The 18887-nt window shown below is 69.9% G+C and carries 14 protein-coding genes; 2 read left to right on the plus strand and 12 right to left on the minus strand.

Annotated features, from left to right (window positions below; translation table 11 throughout):
* Positions 1–42: 42 nt before the first annotated feature.
* From rpe to D3226_RS12440, 5 genes are all read right to left on the minus strand, one after another.
* On the minus strand, positions 43–705 hold the full coding sequence (rpe, locus tag D3226_RS12420) for a ribulose-phosphate 3-epimerase (protein ID WP_202382907.1): 663 nt from the start codon (positions 703–705) through the stop codon (positions 43–45).
* A 26-nt stretch (positions 706–731) separates the two neighbouring features.
* Positions 732–2315, minus strand: a complete 1584-nt coding sequence (locus D3226_RS12425) for an RsmB/NOP family class I SAM-dependent RNA methyltransferase (RefSeq protein ID WP_202382908.1) — start codon at positions 2313–2315, stop codon at positions 732–734.
* Entirely contained in the window at positions 2312–3250 is a 939-nt protein-coding gene (locus D3226_RS12430) for a methionyl-tRNA formyltransferase (protein ID WP_202382909.1), read from the minus strand. Before D3226_RS12430 ends, D3226_RS12425 begins: the two co-directional genes overlap by 4 nt.
* A gap of 68 nt (positions 3251–3318) precedes the next feature.
* A complete protein-coding gene (locus D3226_RS12435) occupies positions 3319–6819 on the minus strand; it encodes a hypothetical protein (RefSeq protein WP_202382910.1) in 3501 nt (1166 codons plus the stop codon).
* The gene (locus tag D3226_RS12440) at positions 6816–8294 is read right to left on the minus strand and encodes a serine/threonine-protein kinase (RefSeq protein ID WP_202382911.1); all 1479 of its coding nucleotides are present in this window, start codon (positions 8292–8294) and stop codon (positions 6816–6818) included. Before D3226_RS12440 ends, D3226_RS12435 begins: the two co-directional genes overlap by 4 nt.
* Positions 8295–8495: 201 nt before the next feature.
* On the opposite strand from D3226_RS12440, the gene trpB reads away from it, so the two are divergent.
* Positions 8496–9704, plus strand: coding sequence for a tryptophan synthase subunit beta (gene trpB / locus D3226_RS12445; RefSeq protein WP_202382912.1), 1209 nt, complete (start codon positions 8496–8498; stop codon positions 9702–9704).
* Between the two features lie 66 nt (positions 9705–9770).
* On the opposite strand, the gene D3226_RS12450 is transcribed toward trpB, so the two are convergent.
* From D3226_RS12450 to D3226_RS12475, 6 genes are all read right to left on the minus strand, one after another.
* Positions 9771–11240, minus strand: a complete 1470-nt coding sequence (locus D3226_RS12450) for an alanine/glycine:cation symporter family protein (RefSeq protein WP_202382913.1) — start codon at positions 11238–11240, stop codon at positions 9771–9773.
* An 82-nt stretch (positions 11241–11322) separates the two neighbouring features.
* Positions 11323–12882, minus strand: a complete 1560-nt coding sequence (locus tag D3226_RS12455) for an alpha/beta hydrolase (RefSeq protein ID WP_202382914.1) — start codon at positions 12880–12882, stop codon at positions 11323–11325.
* Between the two features lie 141 nt (positions 12883–13023).
* The gene (locus D3226_RS12460; RefSeq protein ID WP_337248988.1) at positions 13024–15087 is read right to left on the minus strand and encodes a primosomal protein N' family DNA-binding protein; all 2064 of its coding nucleotides are present in this window, start codon (positions 15085–15087) and stop codon (positions 13024–13026) included.
* Positions 15088–15095: 8 nt separating this feature from the next.
* On the minus strand, positions 15096–16286 hold the full coding sequence (metK, locus tag D3226_RS12465; protein WP_202382915.1) for a methionine adenosyltransferase: 1191 nt from the start codon (positions 16284–16286) through the stop codon (positions 15096–15098).
* 121 nt (positions 16287–16407) lie between these two features.
* Positions 16408–16674 carry a DNA-directed RNA polymerase subunit omega gene (gene rpoZ / locus D3226_RS12470; RefSeq protein ID WP_025133648.1) on the minus strand — a complete coding sequence of 89 codons (267 nt, stop codon included), beginning with the start codon at positions 16672–16674 and terminating at the stop codon, positions 16408–16410.
* A gap of 84 nt (positions 16675–16758) precedes the next feature.
* Positions 16759–17406 (minus strand): DUF8185 domain-containing protein, encoded by a 648-nt coding sequence (locus D3226_RS12475; RefSeq protein ID WP_202382916.1) that lies wholly within the window; start codon positions 17404–17406, stop codon positions 16759–16761.
* 99 nt (positions 17407–17505) lie between these two features.
* Here D3226_RS12475 and D3226_RS12480 point away from each other — a divergent pair, with 99 nt between their 5' ends.
* A complete protein-coding gene (locus tag D3226_RS12480; protein ID WP_202382917.1) occupies positions 17506–18387 on the plus strand; it encodes an acyl-CoA thioesterase in 882 nt (293 codons plus the stop codon).
* A gap of 27 nt (positions 18388–18414) precedes the next feature.
* Here the strand turns inward: D3226_RS12480 and D3226_RS12485 are convergent, their stop codons facing one another.
* Positions 18415–18882, minus strand: a complete 468-nt coding sequence (locus tag D3226_RS12485; protein WP_202382918.1) for an acyl-CoA thioesterase — start codon at positions 18880–18882, stop codon at positions 18415–18417.
* Between the last annotated feature and the right edge of the window lie 5 nt (positions 18883–18887).

Raw genomic sequence — 18887 nt, forward strand, 5'->3', positions numbered from 1 at the left:
AGCGCGCTGGCAGGGCGGCAGGAGCCGCCGGAGCGGACGGCCCTAGTGGGTGTGGGTCGCCGCGGCCACGCGGAGGGCGGCGATGCGGTCCTCCGGCACCCCGCCGTACACGGCGGAGCCAGCCACAAAGGTGTCGGCGCCGGCCTCGGCCGCGATCCCGATCGTGTCGACGGTGATTCCGCCATCGACCTGCAGCCACACGTCGAGCCCGAGCCGCGCCTTCGCCTCAGCGAAGCGGCGCAGCTTCGGCATCATGTCGGGCATGAACGACTGCCCGCCGAAACCGGGCTCCACCGTCATGACCAGCACCTGGTCGAACTCGGGCAACAGCTCAAGGTACGGCTCGGGGTCCGTGCCCGGCTTGAGTGCGATGCCCGCGCGGGCGCCAATCTCGCGAATGCGACGTGCGAGCGCCACCGGATCGGCCGCCGCCTCAGCGTGGAACGTCACCGAGTAGGCGCCAAGCTCCGCGTAACCGGGGGCCCAGCGATCGGCGTCCGAGATCATGAGGTGCACATCGAGCGGCACCGGCGAGACCGCCTGGATACGCTCAACGATGGGCGGACCCATCGTGAGGTTCGGGACAAAATGGTTGTCCATCACATCGACGTGCACGAGGTCCGCTGAGCGGATGGCCTCAAGCTCCGCCTGCAGGTTGACGAAGTCGGCGGACAGGATGCTGGGGTTAATGCGCTGCGCGGTCACGCCACCAGTGTATGCGCTCACGGAGGCTACGCGTCGCGGCGGAACAGCGCGACGAACATCGCGTCGGTGCCGTGGCGGTGCGGCCAGAGCTGCGCGCTCAGCTCCTCGCCGGCGATGTCGATGTCGCCTCGGGCAACCTCGCGCAGCGCGGCGCGCGCGTCGAGCTCGGTGAGGCCCGGGGTGCGGCGCACGAGACGCTCCACCGCGATGCGGGTCTCCGCGAGATGCGGCGAGCAGGTCACGTATGCGAGCAGGCCGCCCGGCGCGAGGTGCGCCACCGCAGCATCGAGCAGTTCCGTCTGGAGAGACGTGAGCACGGGCAAGTCCGAGGGCTGCTTGCGCCAGCGCGCCTCGGGTCTACGACGCAGAGCCCCAAGGCCGGTGCAGGGCGCATCAACCAGGATCCGGTCGAAGAGCTCGCCTCCGTACGCGGCGTCATCGCGTCCGTCATGCGACACCACCTCAATCGTGTCCGCCACCGCAGTGACTGAGCGGCGCACGAGCTCAGCCCGGTGCTCCGAAACCTCGTTCGCGCGCACGCTCGCGCCGCCCACACGGGCCTCGGCCCCCAGAACCGCGGTCTTGCCGCCGGGGCCGGCGCACAGATCAAGCCAGCGCTCCCCCGACCGCACCGGCTCGGCGCGGGTCAGCGCGAGTGCTGCGAGCTGAGAGCCCTGATCCTGCACACGCAGCTCCCCCTCGGGCAGCCCCGCATCGGCGATCGCTCGCCCGGGGTCACCGCCCGCGAGCTCAAGGCCGAGAGGCGACGGCCCTGCCGCAGAGAGCACGGGGTTCGGCTCGGACGCGTGCTCATCCTCGACCAGCTGCTCGGGATCAACCCCGCTGCCAGGCAACAGTGCGAGGCTGACGCGGGGTGCGTCGTTGTCGGCTTCAAGGAGAGCCGCAAGCTCGTCCTCTCGCCCCTCGGCGCGCAGCGCGTCGCGGAGCGCGCGAAGTACCCACGCGGGGTGAGACTGCATTGTCGCGAGTGCTTCGTCAGCAGAGGCAGCACTCGCCTCGATCTCGGCATCCCATTCCTCGTTCGTGCCACGCCCCACTGCACGGAGCACACCGTTAACGAAGCCAGCCGCGTTTGGATTGGCGACCCGGCGCTGCAACTCGACGCTCTCGTTCACCGCGGCGTGCGCGGCCGTCCGCATGCCCAGGAGCTGGTGCACGCCCAGTCGCAGGACGTTGCGGGTACGCGGGTCGACATTGTCGATCGCACGACCTGAGGCGATCTCGATGATGCGGTCGTAGCGACCACGCCAGCGGAGCGCCCCCGCAACGAGTTCGGTTGCGAGACCCGCGTCACGCGAGTCAAGACCGGCATCGCGCACGCGGGCGGGAAGCGCGAGGTTCGCGTACGCCTCGCGTTCGTCAACATCGCGCAGCACGTCATAGGCAACGAGTCGCGGTGCGGAGATGTGCGCGCGCTGCGGGCGCTGATCCCGATCGCGCGAGCCACGCTGCCCGCGCGGCGCCTGGCCGCGTGAGTTCTGGCCGCGCGAGTTCTGGCCGCGCGAGTTCTGGCCGCGTGCGCCCTCGCTGCGCTGCCCGCGCGAGTTCCGATTGCGGCCGTTCTCGGCGCCGCCCTGCTCCCGGCTCATGCGAGCACCGCCGATCCCCCGCGGCCACGCAACCAGGCCGCAGCGTCCATCGCGGGCTTCCCGGCCGGCTGCACGCGACGCAGCTCGAGCACGGCTGGCGCCCCATCCGGCCCAGCCCCGGTGGTGAGCAGCACAGCTCCGCCCACCAGCTGCACCGCTCCAGGCTGCCTGCTCGACGCCGCGTCCGCGTCGGCGACCGCGAGTTCGAGGAGTTTGATCGGCTGGTCTTCGTGCAACGCGAATGCGCCCGGCTCGGGCGTCACCCCGGCCCAGTGCGCGAGGACCTCTGCGGCGGATCGCGAAAGATCGAGCTTGCCGTCTTCACGGGTGAGCTTGTGGGCGTACGTCGCCTCGCCCGACTGTGGCTCGCCGGCGTTCGGGTCCGTGGCGAGCAGGGCAACTGCTTCCTGCACGGCGGCCGTGCCGAACTCGGCCAGCTCGGTGAGCGCGGCGCCCGCTGAAGTTCCTGGCGCGAACGTGCGCGCATCTCGGGTCAGCACGTCGCCAGCGTCGAGTGCAGCGACCAGGCGGAAGACCGTGACCCCGAGGGTCTGCTCGCCCGCCTCGAGTGCGCGCTGCACGGGCGCAGCACCGCGCCACCGGGGCAGCTCGGAGAAGTGCAGGTTGATCCATCCGTGCTCCGGGTCCGAGAGCAGCGGCTCGCGGACGAGGCCGCCGTAGGCAACAATCACGCCGAGTTCGGGCGCGAGATCCGCGACCCAAGCGGTCGCTTCGTCGCCGAGCCGATTCGCCTTGAGTGTCGCGATGCCCAGGTCTGCGGCGGCCTGGGCAACCGGCGAGGGGGTGAGCACGCGCTTGCGGCCAAGCGGCGCGTCCTCGCGGGTGATGACGCCAACGACGTCGTGGCCCGCGTCGACCAAGGCGCGCAGGCTGGGCACGGCGAACTCCGGGGTTCCGGCAAACACGATACGCATCCCTCTATTCTCGCATCCCCCGCGGCGTCGCGCGCGCGTCTCAGCTCGTCTCTGCCGGTCTCCCGAGCTCATCCCCCGAGCGCAGCTGCCAGTTCTCGCGCTTTCCGCAGTGCCGCCTGCGAGCCTTTGCGCTCGGCGAGCTCTGAGAGTCCGGGCCACGAAGCGGAGTCCGGGGGTAGCAGACCGCGTCGGGCCGCCTCCGCGAGCGACGGCGCGCGCAGCAGCGCCGCATCGAGCACGCGGTTCAGCCACCGCGGCGGGGCACCACTGGCAGAGCCCGCGACTCGCACGGACTCCGTGAGCACGGGCCACAGGGCGCGGAGCGTATCCGGTTCGGCCTCGATCATTCCGGCGAGCTTCACCGGCGTAAAGTCAGGGCTCTCGAGCAGTCTGGCGACCGCGAGCCGCACGGAGTCGGCGCCGAACAGCCCGTTTCTGACCGCCGCGAGCACGTGATACCCGCTGCCATTGTCGTGGTTCATCCCGCTGAGCAGCACGGCGACCATACCGACAGTGATGGGCGGAACCAGTTCTCCGCGTCCGAGCGGGCCAGCGTTGCCGTCGCGCCAGTTGCGGTGCTCGGCGATCCTGATCGCTTGCGCTGCCGCATCCCACCGCAGCCACGACCGCGAATCGTGCCGCACCTCATCTGTCTCGGAGCGGATCTCGGTCATGCCGCACTGCCCCTCTTCCTCAATGTCGTAGAACCATGAGGTGCGGGTGCGGAAGCGGCGCGGGCCGTCAGCCGGCTCGGCGAGCCGCTCGGGGGCGAACTCAAGCTCAATCTCGAGCAGTCTCGTCGACGCATCCGGATCGTGCCAGCTCGCTCGGATCACGGCCCCGTCGTCGACCACGGCCGGCGCGGTCGACTCAGCCGGCTCGGCGGGCCAGAACTCGGCGAACTCATCGTCGGTCGCGGTGGCGGCAGTGTGCTCGGCGGGCTGCTCGGGCACCGTCGGCGCCGTCGCGGCTTGGCCCGTCGCGGCTTGACCCGTCGCGGCCTGCGGGAGCGCGGCAACGATTGCCTTCGCGAGCTGGACGGCGCGCGACGCACCTCCAGCGGCGGCGAGCGCTCTGACGCTCGCAATCTCGAGGGCGTCGTTCGGCGCGTCGCCGGTGTCGACTGCGGCGGTCACGGACGGCAGGAGTTCGCCGATCGCTTCAACGAGCTCCGCGGTTCCTGCGAGGCGTCGGGGCGCGGCGAGCGATAGCGCGACGAGGTCGTCGAGCAGGGGCCAGACGACGGCGAGCATCCCCTCGTCAGCGAGTTCGAGGCACGCGGTCGCGAACGCGGCGAGCTTCGTCGGACTGTCTGCCCACCCGAGCTTCCGCACGTCGGCGGCCCCCGGAACGAGGAGGCCGCGTTCCCACGCCTCCCTGATCGCGAGGGCACCGTCACCGATGGCCCGCTCGTGGAGGCCGCGCTGCGCCCCGACGAGGTTCACTGCCTGCCCCGGCGTGAGTGGCTCGCGCCGCCGCACGAGCTGACGCAGCACGAGGCCGAGCGCGGAACTGTCGAGGTCCCCAGTTGTCAGGGCCGCCCAGTCGCCGCCGAGTGGCAGCACTCCAACCTCGATGTCGCTCCGGTAGGCGTCTGCCTTCAGCCTGGCTGGGAATGCGGCGAGGGCCGGGGGCTGTTCGAGCTGCGTGGGCGCCCACCAATGCCGCTGGGCGTCGAGTTCAACGTCGGGCTCTGCAAGCGGGTGCGCAAAGTACTCGGCGGCCACGGCCCCCGCGCGTACCGGCAGTTCGGCCCCGTCTTGGCCAACGATAGCGACCTCGATGTTGCGGAGCTCGGCGCGCCGTTCGGGCGTGACATCTACGGGGTCAACCCGCAGCAGGGCGAGCAGCACGTCGGCCTCGCTCGCCACGGCCCCCTCCGAGGCATATGCGCGCAGCCTGGCCGTGAATGCGTCGGCTGAGATGCGCATGTCATCCCACGTTGGCGTCGAAAGCAGCACGGGAACCTCGCCGAGTCGCTGTGTCACCGCGGCATCGCGGGCGGGCGACGGACCGAAGATCGTCGGCCTCGACCCCGGGAAATCTTCGCGGGCGGGCCGGTCAAGCGCGGTGAGGGCTTCCCCCGCAACCCACTGCGCAATGCAGCGCAACCCCGGGACCCAGTGCTGGCGCACGCCGCGGAGGGCGGTGCGCGCGAGATCAGGATCCCGACGCGCCAGTTCATTCGCCAGCGCAAGGAGGCGCTCGGCGACGGGATCGACCGCGCCGCCCTCCGGCCTGCCAGAGAGCTCCGCGGCCGCGGCGGTGACGGCCCCGACGAGGGCATCGGTGTCGGCGGTGGCGAGCGCCTCAGCGCCTCCCAGGCCGAGCGAGAACCGCGGCACCTCCCAGAGCGGCGGGGTTGCCTCCCATCGGCCTCGCAAGGCGCTCAGCGCGGCTCCCGCGGGTGCCATCCGCTCGCCTGCGGACTCGCCAAGCACCGGCGCGATGCCCCAGGCGTCCAGGAGCCGCGTCGCCGCGCGAGCGAGGGGCACGTCGTTTCCGGCCCGCAGCGGTTCCACGAGCCCCGCGATCTCGGCGCCGATCGCGGGGCTGGGGGCGGGGCGACCCGCGGCCGCGGAGAGCAGTGCGCGGCGCGCCTTCTTTGACTTCACGCTGAGCCCAAGCTGCAGCACTTCGAGGAGCGTGTCGTCGTCGCCGAGGGCGATGAGCGCGGGGCCGAACGCCTCCGCGAGCGGCGCATCGCCGGTCGCGATAGCCGACACGAGCGCGTCAGCCCGGTCGAGCAGCTCGGGTCGGCGAGCCTCGCCCGTGAGCCCGAGCTCCTCGGTGAGAAACGCGGCCCACACCTTCCGGTCACCGGGCCGCTGGGCAGCGTCGAGCCCGGCGAACGCCAGCTCGAGCGCGGCATCGGCGTCGAGCCACCCACGATCGAGCGCTGCCTGGAGCAGTCCCCCGAATGGTCCGGTGACGCTCAGCCCGAGGGCGACCGCCACCTCAGCGTGCTCGCGGAAGCGCGGGCCGAGCAGCGTGCTGGGAATCTCTCCCCGGTCGCGGGGCTGCAACCAACCCTCGTTCGCTGGCGCGCCGAGGGCGTACACCGCCCAGTCGCGCAGATAGTCGAGGTTCTCGGGAATCGGCAGCGCGAACTCGTGCACGAGGCGCACCGTGGAGCCCGCGAATCGTGAGGTCGCGTCGATCCACATCCGTCCGCCGCCCGCAGAGGCGTGCGCCACGAAACTCTGGGCGTACGCTGCGCCGCGGTCGGCGACGACGGCTGTGAGCAATTCGTCGCTGACTGCACCGCTCGCTGGCGCGATCGCAACAGCTCGCTTCGCGGGGACGCCGACGCGGATCGCGAACAACGCGAGCATGCCCGCGTGCACGCCGTCGCCGAGCCAGCTGCGCCAGCCGTAGCTCGCGGCGTCGATCGCGTCGAAGGAGCCCCACTCACCAGCCTTCAGCCCGGCGAGCGCGATCCGCTGCTGCTCGGGGGTGCCAAGCGGCAGGGCAAGAATCTCTTCAGCGCCCAAGTCAGGGGCAAGCGCCGTCCAGCCGAGCGCGTGGTAGACCGCGAGTGAGTCGTTCAGTGCTGCGGAGGCGCTCACGCCTGCTCCTTCGGAGTTGGGGCCTGTGCTGGTTGCTTCAGTGTTGTCGCCGGAGTTATCCCTGGGGTGCGCTGGGATGCCCGGGCCATCTCGACGGCGAGCACGTGTTTGCAGGGGCCTCGCCCAGTGCCGTGACGCAGGCCCCAAGCGCAGCCGCACACGAGTTGCTCGTCGTCGCCGAGGCGCACGATGTTCTCCCCGGTTGCCCGTGCGGTGCTCCCCGTGCCGCCGGATTCGCCGCCCCGCACGATCCAGCTGCGAGGCTCCCCGGAGCTCCCGTCACCCGCGCTCGGCAGAACCCGCCCCGCGGCGACGAGCGCCCGAGCAGCGGTGAGGCGCGGGCCGTCGCGCTCGATCCTGGTCGGATCGTCGGGAAGCTCTCGGTGGAAGTGCGCACCATCGGCAAGATCCCAGCCGACGCGGCCCGAGGCGGCAAGCACTGCGATCGCGCCGTCCGCGCGGGCCCGCGAGATCCCTGCTGCTTTGGCGAGCCCGTCGGCGTCGATGGCCGGCTCGAACGCAAGTAGCGCGGAGACGAGTTCGGCGTCTGCGACGACGTCGTCGCCCGCGAGCGCAGCGAGCAGCGCGCCCTCACCCGAGTGCCCGCGCCAGGCTTCGGCGGTCAGCCCGAGGGTGAGCCGTGCGTGCGGGAGTTCGAACACCACGGCGACAGCGCCGGTCTCCGTGTGTGGCGCGCCGTACACCGTCGCGCTACGCAGGTGCGGGAGGAGGCGCTTCGCCGCGCTCAGGCGATGCAGCCCAGGAACTGCGATGGCTCCAGCCACTGGTCGCGATGCGACCCGCACACCCGATGGCGCGGGAGCGAGCCAGGCGGTTCGGCCGTTGGCGGTCGCCGGCGGGACCGCGGAAAGGAACGCGCGTGCCTCCTGCGCCGTGAGCGTCGCAAGCGGCACCATTCGACCGTGGAGCTCGGCGACGTTGCCGAGCGCCCGCACCCACCGATCTGGCATGTTCACGGGGCGCTCCGCAGAGTGTTGCGTCGGCGTGGCGAGCACCGCGCCTCGGGCGCCAACGTCGAGGTGAAGGAGCTCTGCTCGCCGCACCGCCGAGAGCACCGAGCGCGACCCCTGCCCGAGGTCAACGTTGGTCGTACCGTGCGCGATGTCGCCGCCGTCAAAGCCAGCCCCGAGCAGGTCGAGCCGCGCGTACACGCTGTTGCAGGCGGAGAAGCTCTCCGCGCGCAACCTGTCGCCGTTCGCCGTGAGAACCGGGTCGCGCATCGTCGTCGGCACGTACTGGAAGTAGCGGGTCGCGGTGATGTCCGCGAGCACGAGCAAACCGCGGGCGAGCACGAGCGGCTCAGTCGCAAACCCCGAGAAGAAGCTCGGCGACCTGTCGATGCCGCTCGGCGTGAGCGCAGGGGCGAGGCCGAGCAACAGGCCGTCGGGGTTCGCCCCAGTCAGCGCGCCAAACGCCCGCGGGCTGGCCGGTACCGGTGCGAGCTGCAGCGTCATATCTCGATGCTAGCGAGGTCCCCCGACGTCGGCACAGCGCAGTGCGCGGATGGTGCTACACTCGCCCCATGCACATCGTGATTCAGTGGTGGGCCGCCTAGGGCGGTCACTCTTCACGCATCTGCATGCACACGACACCGCCTCTCGGAGGCGGTGTTTTTTTGTCTCACGAGCGGCGCAACGACGCAAAGGATCCCTCCCATGACACAGTCCACGATTTCCCCGTACCGCGCGGATGAGGCCGGCTACTTCGGCGAGTTCGGCGGTGCGCCGCTGCCCCCGTTCCTGGTTGAGCCGATCGCTGAGGTGGCACGCGAGTACGCTGCGGCGAGCGCGGATCCCGCGTTCCAGGAGGAGTATCAGGCGCTGCTCTCGAAGTACGTGGGCCGTCCGTCGCTCCTGTACTTCGCGGAGAATCTCACCCGCGAGCTCGGCGGGGCGAAGATTTACCTGAAGCGTGAGGATTTGAACCACACGGGCGCGCACAAGATCAATCACTGCCTGGGCGAGGCTCTGCTTGCGAAGCGAATGGGCAAGACGAAGCTCATCGCGGAGACGGGTGCGGGGCAGCACGGTGTCGCCCTGGCCACCGCGGCGGCGCTCGTTGGGCTTGAGTGCGACATCCACATGGGCGCGATCGACGTGGCGAAGCAGCACCCCAATGTGGTGCGCATGGAGCTGCTCGGCGCGAAGGTCGTGTCGGTTGAGGAGGGCGGGAAGACACTCAAGGAGGCCGTCGACTCAGCGTTCGCGGTGTACGCGGCGCACCCTGAGGAGTACTTCTTCGCGATCGGCTCCGTCGTGGGCCCGCACCCGTACCCGTCGATGGTGCGCGATTTCCAGTCAGTCGTGGGCCGCGAGGCTCGCGCGCAGGTGCTCGAGGCCGAGGGGAAGCTGCCCGACGTGCTTGTGGCTGCCGTGGGCGGTGGCTCGAACGCGATGGGACTGTTCGATGCTTTCCTGGAGGACGAGTCGGTGCGCATCATTGGTGTGGAACCGGCGGGCGAGGGTCTCGATGGGGATCGCCACGCGGCGACCATGACTCTCGGCACTCCCGGCATGCTGCACGGTATGCACACGAAGGTGTTGCAGGACGCGAACGGCGAGCCGTCCCCCGTGCACTCGATCGCATCCGGGATCGACTACCCGGGCGTGGGCCCGCAGCACGCCCACCTCGAGCAGCTCGGCCGCGCGGAGTACGTGACCGCCTCAGACGCGGAGACGCTCGAGGCGTTCCAGCTCCTCACTCGGAAGGAGGGCATCATCCCCGCCCTTGAGTCGGCCCACGCGGTTGCGCACGCGATCAAGCTGGCGCCCACGCTGCCCGCCGACGCGGTGATCATCGCGAACCTGTCGGGGCGCGGCGATAAGGACGTGGACTTCGTCGCGGAGCGCCTGCGCGGGGCCTGATCCCCAGCTGCGTCCGCCTGCCGTGCCGTTCACGGGACCCCGATACGGCGCGGCAGGCGGGCACGGCTAGCGTTCGGGGTTCGGAACGGGGATCGTCCCCGTAACGCTCAGCTCGTCCTCCCAGCAGCTGATCCCCGCGACGTTGGGCAGCCGATCGCGGGTGAACACCGGGTCGCGGCCCTCGCGGCGCTGGGCGGCGTAGTCGCGCATGAGGCGGAACACGAGCCCGGACAGCAGCGCTATCGCAACCAGGTTGACGAGCGCCATGACGCCCATGATCGCGTCAGCGGTGTTCCAGATGAGGTCCGCGGACGCGACCGCGCCCACGAAGATCGCGACCACCGCGAGCACCCGGTAGCCGAACAGCACTCGCGGGCGGGTCGAGATGAACTCGATGTTCGATTCGCCGTAGTAGTAGTTGCCGAGGATCGAGCTGAACGCCAGCAGGAAGATGATGACGCTGAGCAGCGCCCCCGCCCACGGGCCGAGCGTGCCCTCGATCGCGTTTTGCGTAAGGCCGATCCCGCGCGTGGCCGAGCTCAGGTCGGGCGCCGTCACGAGGATGATGAACGCGGTGATCGAGCAGATGAGGAAGGTGTCGAAGTAGACGCCGAGAGTCTGCACGAGACCCTGCTTCACGGGGTGCGTGACCGCGGCGGAGGCGCCCGCGTTGGGCGCAGACCCCAGCCCCGCCTCGTTCGAGAACATGCCGCGCTTGATGCCGGTCATGAGGATCATGCCGAACGCGGCGCCCACCACCTCGTTGAACCCGAACGCTTGCGAGTAGATCGAGGCGAACACACCGGGCAGCTGATCGATGTTGAGGAACACGATCACGAGGCCGAGCAGGAGGTAGGCGAGCGCCATTGCGGGCACGACCGCCTGCGTGACGCTGGCGATACGGCGCACACCGCCGAACACGACGAGGCCCGTGAGCACCGCGAGCACTGCCCCGATGACGAGCGTGGCCCAGCCGGAGTTCTCGGGCGAGAGCCCGGCAGTCGAGGTCAACGTTGCGCTGATCGTGTTCGCCTGCAGGGACGAGAACGCGAACGGGAAGCAGACGATGAGAATCCCCGCGAAGAGCGTACCCATCCAGCGGGATCGGAGCCCGTGGAGCATGTAGTAGGCGGGGCCACCGCGGAAGCCATCCGCGTCGCGCACCTTGAAGAGCTGCCCGAGGGTGGACTCGACAAAGCTTGACGCGCCACCGATAAAGGCCATGGTCCACATCCAAAACACCGCGCCGGGGCCACCGATCGCGATCGCGGTGCCGACGCCCGCGATGTTGCCGACGCCAACGCGCGAGGCCGCGGAGATCGTAAACGCCTGGAACGCGGACACCGACTGCGGGGTGCCGTCGCTTTTCACCGGCGTCTTGTCGGTCAGCGTGCGGAACATCTCGGGCAGCCACCGGAACTGCACGACCCCGGAGCGGAGCGTGAAGTACAGTCCGAGCACGACGAGCACGGGCAGCACCGCCCACGTCCACAGCCGGTCTCCTGCTGCGAGCACGAAGTCGTTGATTGCGTCCATGGGATCAGGGTATTTCACCCTGGTCCGTGTGGCGCGGATTGGCCGCGGCCGCGGCGCTGCCGATTCCGCCGCGCGCCCGGCGCTAATTCGCCGGGCAGACCGTTCCCTTTGCGGGCAGCTCACCCTCCAGAAGGAACGCCGTGGTCGCCTGATCCGCGCAGCTCGAGCGATCGGTGAACGACGCGCCGTGGCCGTGCCCCTCCACGGTGAGGAAGCGGGTGTTGCCCATCTGCATGGCAAGGTTCTTGCCGTTCGCAAACGGGGTGGCGTGATCGCCCTCGATCCCAATCACGAGCATCGTCTGGTCATCCGGAGCAGAGAACGCTTCGAGGTCGGTGCCACTCTCCGGGAGCGCATCGCAGGAGACGTCGGCGAAGGGCCGCAGCACATCGTCGGTGATCTCGGGACCACCGAGGAGGCGCGGCACGCCCTGATCCTCAATGTGGTTCAGCAGCTCCACGATGCCCGGATCGTCGGGAAGCGAGTGACACCGGACAATCAGTCCGCTCGAGCTGACCGCGGCGCCACCATCGGACATCGCCGCAACGACCGCATCAACCTGCGCGGGATCGCGCTCGAGCAGCCCCGCCACATGATTGAGCACGGTGACGCGCGTGAGCGCACGGCCGTACAGGCCGGTCATGAGGTACCCGCTCAGCGTGTCGCCGGTCACCTCGGTGCCGTCGCTCGCGACAATCGGCTGCTCGGTGAGAGCGGCCTGCGCTGCGAGCAGCTCATCCTCGGAGGTGATCGGGCACGCCGTCACGCCGGGCGTCTCCTCACAATCCTCGACCATCGCGACGAGCTCGGTAGCCATCGCGACCGCTTGATCGAAGGTGCCAGCCGGCGCGGCCCAGGTCTCGTCGGGCGCGCTATCGAGCACCATGCGCCCCACACGCTCCGGGAAGAGTGTCGAGTAGGTGGCGCCGAGAATCGTGCCGTAGGAGTAGCCCAGGTAGTTCATGCGGTCCTCGCCCTGCAGCGCGCGCAACAGATCCATGTCGCGCGCCACCTGCGAAGTGCCCATCGTGCGCGCCAAGGGGAAGTCGTCCGCGCACACCGCGAGCTGCACCTCGAAGATGCTCGACACCGGCTCGCAGTCGACCGCGTCACTTCGACCGGTGCCCCGCGGATCGAAACCGATCACGTCGTAGTGGGCGAGCAGTTCCTGAACCCCGGGCGACGCGGTCTGGTTCCAGGTGTAGTCAATGCCGGAGCCGCCCGGGCCGCCCGGGTTGCCGAACAGCGCACCGAGCTTCGTTGGCCCGGTCGCGGGCACGCGCACTACGGCGAGTTCGATCGTGTCGTGATTGCGCGGGGTGTTCCAGTCGAGCGGGGCCTCCACGGTGGCGCACTCGAACGTGTCGACGGGCGCCCCGAGATCGCCCACACGCTTCGCCGTCTCGGCGTCCAGGCCAAAGTCGTCACCGCACTCGCCCAACTCAATCGTCTGCGCGTAGGCGCCAGGGAACGTCTCGCTCTGCAGCGCGCTCGCGGTCCGCTCCACCGGCGCACACGCGGTCAGCAGTGCGAGCGCGGCGACCAGCCCCGCGCTCGCCGCAGTGAGCAGCGTTCGGCCCCGAAGCCGGCGGTCGCCCGGCGCGTGCGGTGCGCGCTTGCGGCTCCTCGTGCGTGCAGACATGGTTGTCCTCCCCCCAGACAGACGCGACGCAGAGTGCGACTCGCGGTTACACCGAGGTTCTCATCGTTGTGTGCGTCGCGGACTCGGGATCCCCAAACACTGCGCAATGTGCCGCGCTGACTGCGCGAAATGCCCGCGGGCTCAGGAATCGAACACGCCCCGGTCATCGAAGCGGAGCCGCAACGCTTCGGGCCGGGCCCTCCCCGGCGCGCTCTTCGCCCGGGTGCGCGAGGCGGAGCCCGCCGCGTCTGCAACGAGGGCCCCGCGCAGTCGACTCGCCACTTCGCCGCCCTGCGCGTAATCGAAGCGCACGATCGCGCGCACCAAACCCGCGGGCCGCCGAGCCACACCACCGGACGGGAGCGGGGTGGGGCCCAAGAAGTCAACGCCAGGCACGCCGCGTAGCGGCTGCAGTGCGCGCTCGACCTCGTCAGGTCCGCCGCTCACGCTCGCCACACGCACGAGGGGTGGATAGCGGAGCGCGTGACGATCCCGGAGTTCCGCGCGTAGCCACTCCTCAGTGCGCCCGGTCACGAAAGCGCGCACGACAGGCCCACCGCCGGAGGCCATCAGGCAGAGTCCGTCTGGCGCGGCGAGCGCGGCGGCGTTCTCCCACCACCGGAGGCAGTCCTCCCCCGCGCGCAGCGTCTCGATGCTGAGGAGGCGCTCCGCGTCGAGCAGCACGACGGCACGGTAGCCGCCGGCCGCGAGCGGCTCAGCGCCGCGCGTGGCCACCACGAGCGCGGGACGGCCGTCTACGCGTTCGCGTGAGTGCTCGCCATCGCTCAGGATCACGCGCGTGCCCTGGAACTGCCGCTCAAACTGCTCGACGGTGCGGCCGGATCCCATGCCACGCTCCTCGAGTCTGGTGCTGTCGCAGGAGGAGCAGCGCCAGTCGCTCGCATACTCGCCGCACCAGCGGCACGAGGCGCGGCCGACCACCCGGAAGCCGATGGGCCCCGCGCACGCGCGACAGCGCGCGAGGTCCCCGCAGTCGCCGCACACCGCAACCGGTGCGTAGCCCGGGGTGGCCACCTGCACCAGGACCGGGCCGGTCTTCAACCCCTCGCGGATCGTTCGCGCGGCAAACTCCGGCACGCGACCGGCAAACGCGTCCGGGGTGAGCGACGCGTCAGCGTGCACCACACGGGTACGTCGGGGCGGGTGCTCCTGCGCACGCACGTACCCGATCTCAACGAGTCGCTGCACCTCAGCGCTGCGCGCGTGCCCCGCAAAGAAGAGGCCGGCCTCGCTCTGTTCCGCCCGCACGAGCGCCGCATCACGCGCGTGTACGTATGGGGTGAGCGGTTCCGCGAGCACGGGATCCCCGTCATCCCAAAAGAGGATCGCGCCAAGCGCGTGCGCGGGCGCGTACACGGCGGAGCGGTTCCCGAGAATAATGCGCGGCTCACTGTCGAGTGCGCGGAGGAACCCCGCGTACCGCTCGCCGTTCGACTGACGCGAGTCCACACGCACTGCGTCCGCGTGTCCGTATGCCTCGAGGGCGTCACGCACCTGATCGAGGTCGCGATAGTCGGGGACCACGAGGATCGCGCTGCGCCCGAGCGCGTGCACCTCGAGCGCGAGTCGCGCGAGCTGCGCGGCCCAGCCGCCCACCCACTCGCCAGTGTGGAGTCGCTCGGGACCGTGCGAGGGGGTCAGCGCGAGCCGGGCCCCCATGACGAGCTCACTCGCGATCGGGGCCTCGGGCGTCCCAGGTGACTCAGTCGCTGAATCAGCGACCGGCGGCTCCGCGGCGGGGGCTTCAGCGACGTCTCCGGCGTGTTCGCTCGCAGCAGCGGCTTCTGCAGCGGCGAGGTGCTGCTTTTCAACGCGCACCTGCCGGGTGGGGATCGCGAGGCGCAGGATGTCGCCCGCGGAACCGCCCGCGCGATCGGCAACCGCGCGGGCAAGCCGCCACACCTCGGGGGTGAGTTGCGGCACCCGCGTCACAATGTCAGCGATGGGCGCGAGTTCACCACCGAACTCGCTCCGCGCGACGAACTCGATCACGTAGCCGAAGCTCTTCCGCTCGCGCGAGCGGAACGGCACCCGCACACGCTGGCCCACGCGGATCTCGTCTGCCAGCTCGGCCGGCACCGCGTAGTCGAAGAGGTGGTCGAGCTGTGGGAGCGCGGAGTCGAGCAGCACCCGTGCGACGGTGCGAGCAGCCGCCGCCTCGGCGCGCTCGAAGGCGGAGCCCACGGCGCCCGCTACAGGCCCGCGGCGGCCTGCAGCTCCGCGACGCGGGGCGTAGCCTCCCAGGTGAAGTCAGGCAGCTCACGACCGAAGTGGCCGAACGCGCTCGTCTGCGCATAGATGGGACGCAGCAGCGAGAGGTCGCGGATGATGGCAAGCGGGCGCAGGTCGAACACCTGACGCACGGCCTCCTCGATCCGCTCACGCGGCACCGTCTCGGTGCCGAACGTCTCGACGTAGAGGCCCACCGGATGCGCGCGCCCGATCGCGTAGGCCACCTGCAACTCAGCGCGCTTCGCGAGGCCTGCCCGCACCACGTGCTTGGCCACCCAGCGCATCGCGTACGCCGCGGAACGGTCAACCTTCGACGGGTCTTTCCCGCTGAATGCGCCGCCACCGTGTCGGCTCGCGCCGCCGTAAGTGTCGATGATGATCTTGCGGCCGGTGAGGCCCGCGTCGCCCATCGGGCCGCCTACCACGAACGGCCCAGCCGGGTTGATGAAGAACTCGGCGGTGTCGCTTGCCAACTCCACACGCTCCAGCACGGGGCGGATTACCTCGCGCTCAATCGCCTCCCGCAGGGCGGGCTGCGAGATGCTCGCCTGGTGCTGCGTCGACACCACGACGGCCTCGATGCTCGCGGCACGATCGCCGTCGTAGCCGATGGTCACCTGGGTCTTGCCGTCGGGTCGCAGCTCGGGGATGACGCCCGCACGGCGCACGGCCGACAGCCGCTCCGCGAGACGGTGCGCGATCCAGCTCGGCAGCGGGTGCAGCTCGGGGGTCTCGTCCGTCGCGTAGCCAAACATGATGCCCTGATCGCCCGCGCCCTGTCGGCTGAGGTCGTCATCGAGCGCACCGCTGCGCAGCTCGAGCGAGGTGTCCACGCCGCCGGCGATGTCAGGCGACTGCTGACCGATCGACACCGACACGCCGCAGGAGGAGCCGTCGAAGCCCATGTCCGAGTTCGTGTAGCCGATATCGCGCACCGCATCGCGCACGATCTGCGGGATCTCCACGTACCCTGAGGTCGAGACCTCACCGGCAACGTGCACGAGGCCCGTGGTGACGAGCGTTTCGACTGCGACACGCGCGCCCGGATCCTGCTCAAGCATGGCGTCGAGGATCGAATCCGAGATCCGGTCGCAGATCTTGTCGGGGTGCCCCTCGGTTACAGACTCCGAGGTGAACTGACGCAGCGACACAATGGCTCCTTGAGCGTGAAGAAATGAACGTGGGTGCGGGACAATGCCCGAAAACGCCGGTGGCGTCGGTCCCTTTCAGGGTATCCGACGCCACAGACACTGCTGCGAGTGCAACAAAAGATTACTCAGCGGCCTCCGGCGCGCGCTTCGTCATCGTGAGCTTGCCCTCGACGACCTCGTGCAGCGCGATCGACAGCGGCTTGTCGTCGACCGACGAGTCGACGAGCGGCCCGACGTTGTCGAAGAGGTTGCCGTCGTGCAGATCCGTGTAGTAATCGTTGATCTGACGAGCACGCTGCGAGGCGAAGATCACCAGCGCATACTTCGAATCCACCTTTTCGAGCAGATCGTCGATGGGCGGGTCGATGATGCCGTTGACATTTGCCATGTAAACACTCCTCCGGTTGACCTCACCATCTTAGCCGAGGTTTTCGTTTCCCGCACCGCAAGGCGCGCCGCCGCGCGAGGCGACTCAGCCGAGCAGCGAACGAACGAGTACGTGTCCGCGTGGCGTCGACAGCCGCGTCCACGTCAGCGAGCGGGTCACGCGCACCGGTTCCGGCATGCCGAGGAAGCCGAGCGTCTCCCCCGCGAACGCCGCGGCCGCCGGGATTCCCGGGGCGATCTCCGTGCCCCACACCGTGGCCCGAACCTTGTGCACGAGCGCCTCACCCGGGTCGTCGGGCAGCGCGTCGGCGACCCGGGCAATCCCGTCGCGGGCAACCTCGCTGAGCGAGGCGGTGTCGAGCGCACCAGCCGCCTCCCACCCCGCAACGGGTGGCAGCACCCCGGCCCACGCCGCCATGGCGGTCACGTCGGGCACCTCGAGCGCGAGGCCGATGATCCCGAGCCGCGCGATGCGATCGAGCAGCGCCCGCGCTTGCACGGTCTCGTCGATGTCCGACTCCGGCACCTCAGCAAGCGCGAAGCCACGCATCACGAGCACCACGGGCACTGTGTCCGTGATCCCGCGCGGCGCCTGCGTGCAGCCGTACACCGCAAGCACCGTGCCGCGGGTGACGAGCCGCACCTCGTCTTGCCCCACTTTCTGCACACGCTCAAGGAAAATGCGGAGATCGTCTCGCGTCGCGTGATCCGCGAGCTGCAGTGTGGCACCCATTCCATTCAGTGTAGTGAGCGCGTGCATCCCTCCCTGGGGACTCGCTCGGGCCTAGACTTGCTCCAGATCACCCGATCCAAGCCACCGCCAGGAGGAACCATGACCGCCGCTGATCTCCTCATGATGCTCGCCGTCTTGGATTCGGGTGCGCGCACCCGCGAGGACATCCTCACCGGGCCAGCGCTGCCCACTCCGCACGGCCGCTCGTTTGGTGGGCAGGTGCTCGGCCAGGCTCTCGCCGCTGCCGGCACGACCGCGCCGGAGGGGCGCATGATCCACTCGATGCACGGGTACTTCCTGCGTCCGGGCAACAGCTCCGAGCGCATGACCTTCGAGGTGGATCGCCTGTACGACGGCCGCTCGTTCTCCACTCGGCGCGTCCAGGCCTACCAGGAGGGCCAGGTGCTCATGTCACTGATCTCCTCGTTCCAGGAGCCGGACACGGGCCTCGAGCACCAGGACGTCATCGACATGTCCGAGCTCCCCGATCCCGAGTCGCTTCCCACGGTGTGGGAGAAGTACGGCCACCTGGCTTCGAACGGCCAGGCCTCCTGGATGCTGAACCGCCCGTTCGATTTCCGACACGTCGAGTCAGACATCACGCTCGAGGTTGCCGAGCGCACCAATCGCCAGCGCGTGTGGATGCGCAGCCGCGACACCCTCGACGCACCGCCCATGCTGCACGCCGCGGCGCTCGCGTTCGCGAGCGACTACCTGCTGCTCGAGCCGATCGTGCGGAAGCACGGCATCCCTTGGGCAACGCCGGGCATGCGCTTCGCGAGCCTCGATCACGCCATGTGGTTCCACCGTCCGTTCCGCGTGGACGAGTGGCTGCTCTACGAGCTCGAGTCCCCCACCGCGCAGGGCGGCCGCGGGCTGACCCACGGCCGCTTCTACGATCGGAACGGCGTGCTGGTCGCGAGCGTGTCGCAGGAGGGCATGATCCGCACCCCGGGCAGCGAGGATTCCGCGGCGGAGTAGCCTGCGCGTGGCGTGAGCTGCGCCGGATCACCCGCGCCGCATGCGCACGGGCTCATCCATCCACGCTGAGACCGACTCGCGTCCCGCTTCAGACAGTCGAATGGGGCGCATGGTCACGCCGTCCACGATGACAATGTGAGAGATCGCGCGCGCCACGACCGTGCGCTCAGCAGCCGCACCGTCAATGATCTCGTAGTGCACCTCGAGACTCGAACCGCCGAGCTTCCCGATCCACAGCTCCACCGTGATCGGTCGCTCCCCGTACTCGAGCACGCTCAGAAACTCGATCTGCTGGTTCGCGACGAGCATCTTCGGGCCTGCGGGGTCATCGCCGCGGAAGTGGCGCTCCATGCCCGTGCGTTCGCGGCCCGAGCCGAGCCAGAAGGTGCGCACGCGCGCCTCCTCAAGAAAGCGCGCGTAGGCCACGTTGTTCACGTGCCCGTACGCGTCCTGGTCTCCCCAGCGCAGCTCGAGGTCGATGTGTGTGCGCGCCATGTGCG

Source organism: Leucobacter chromiireducens subsp. chromiireducens, assembly GCF_016758255.1.
In the GTDB taxonomy this organism is placed as follows: Bacteria; Actinomycetota; Actinomycetes; order Actinomycetales; family Microbacteriaceae; genus Leucobacter; species Leucobacter chromiireducens.

Bases quoted from the DNA above. Each gene is read 5' to 3' on its own strand.
- D3226_RS12425 (WP_202382908.1), bottom strand. From the start codon at position 2,315: ATGAGCCGGGAGCAGGGCGGCGCCGAGAACGGCCGCAATCGGAACTCG.
- D3226_RS12430 (WP_202382909.1), bottom strand. From the start codon at position 3,250: ATGCGTATCGTGTTTGCCGGAACCCCGGAGTTCGCCGTGCCCAGCCTG.
- D3226_RS12440 (WP_202382911.1), bottom strand. From the start codon at position 8,294: ATGACGCTGCAGCTCGCACCGGTACCGGCCAGCCCGCGGGCGTTTGGC.
- trpB (WP_202382912.1), top strand. From the start codon at position 8,496: ATGACACAGTCCACGATTTCCCCGTACCGCGCGGATGAGGCCGGCTAC.
- D3226_RS12450 (WP_202382913.1), bottom strand. From the start codon at position 11,240: ATGGACGCAATCAACGACTTCGTGCTCGCAGCAGGAGACCGGCTGTGG.
- D3226_RS12455 (WP_202382914.1), bottom strand. From the start codon at position 12,882: ATGTCTGCACGCACGAGGAGCCGCAAGCGCGCACCGCACGCGCCGGGC.
- rpoZ (WP_025133648.1), bottom strand. From the start codon at position 16,674: ATGGCAAATGTCAACGGCATCATCGACCCGCCCATCGACGATCTGCTC.
- D3226_RS12475 (WP_202382916.1), bottom strand. From the start codon at position 17,406: ATGGGTGCCACACTGCAGCTCGCGGATCACGCGACGCGAGACGATCTC.
- D3226_RS12480 (WP_202382917.1), top strand. From the start codon at position 17,506: ATGACCGCCGCTGATCTCCTCATGATGCTCGCCGTCTTGGATTCGGGT.
- D3226_RS12485 (WP_202382918.1), bottom strand. From the start codon at position 18,882: ATGGCGCGCACACACATCGACCTCGAGCTGCGCTGGGGAGACCAGGAC.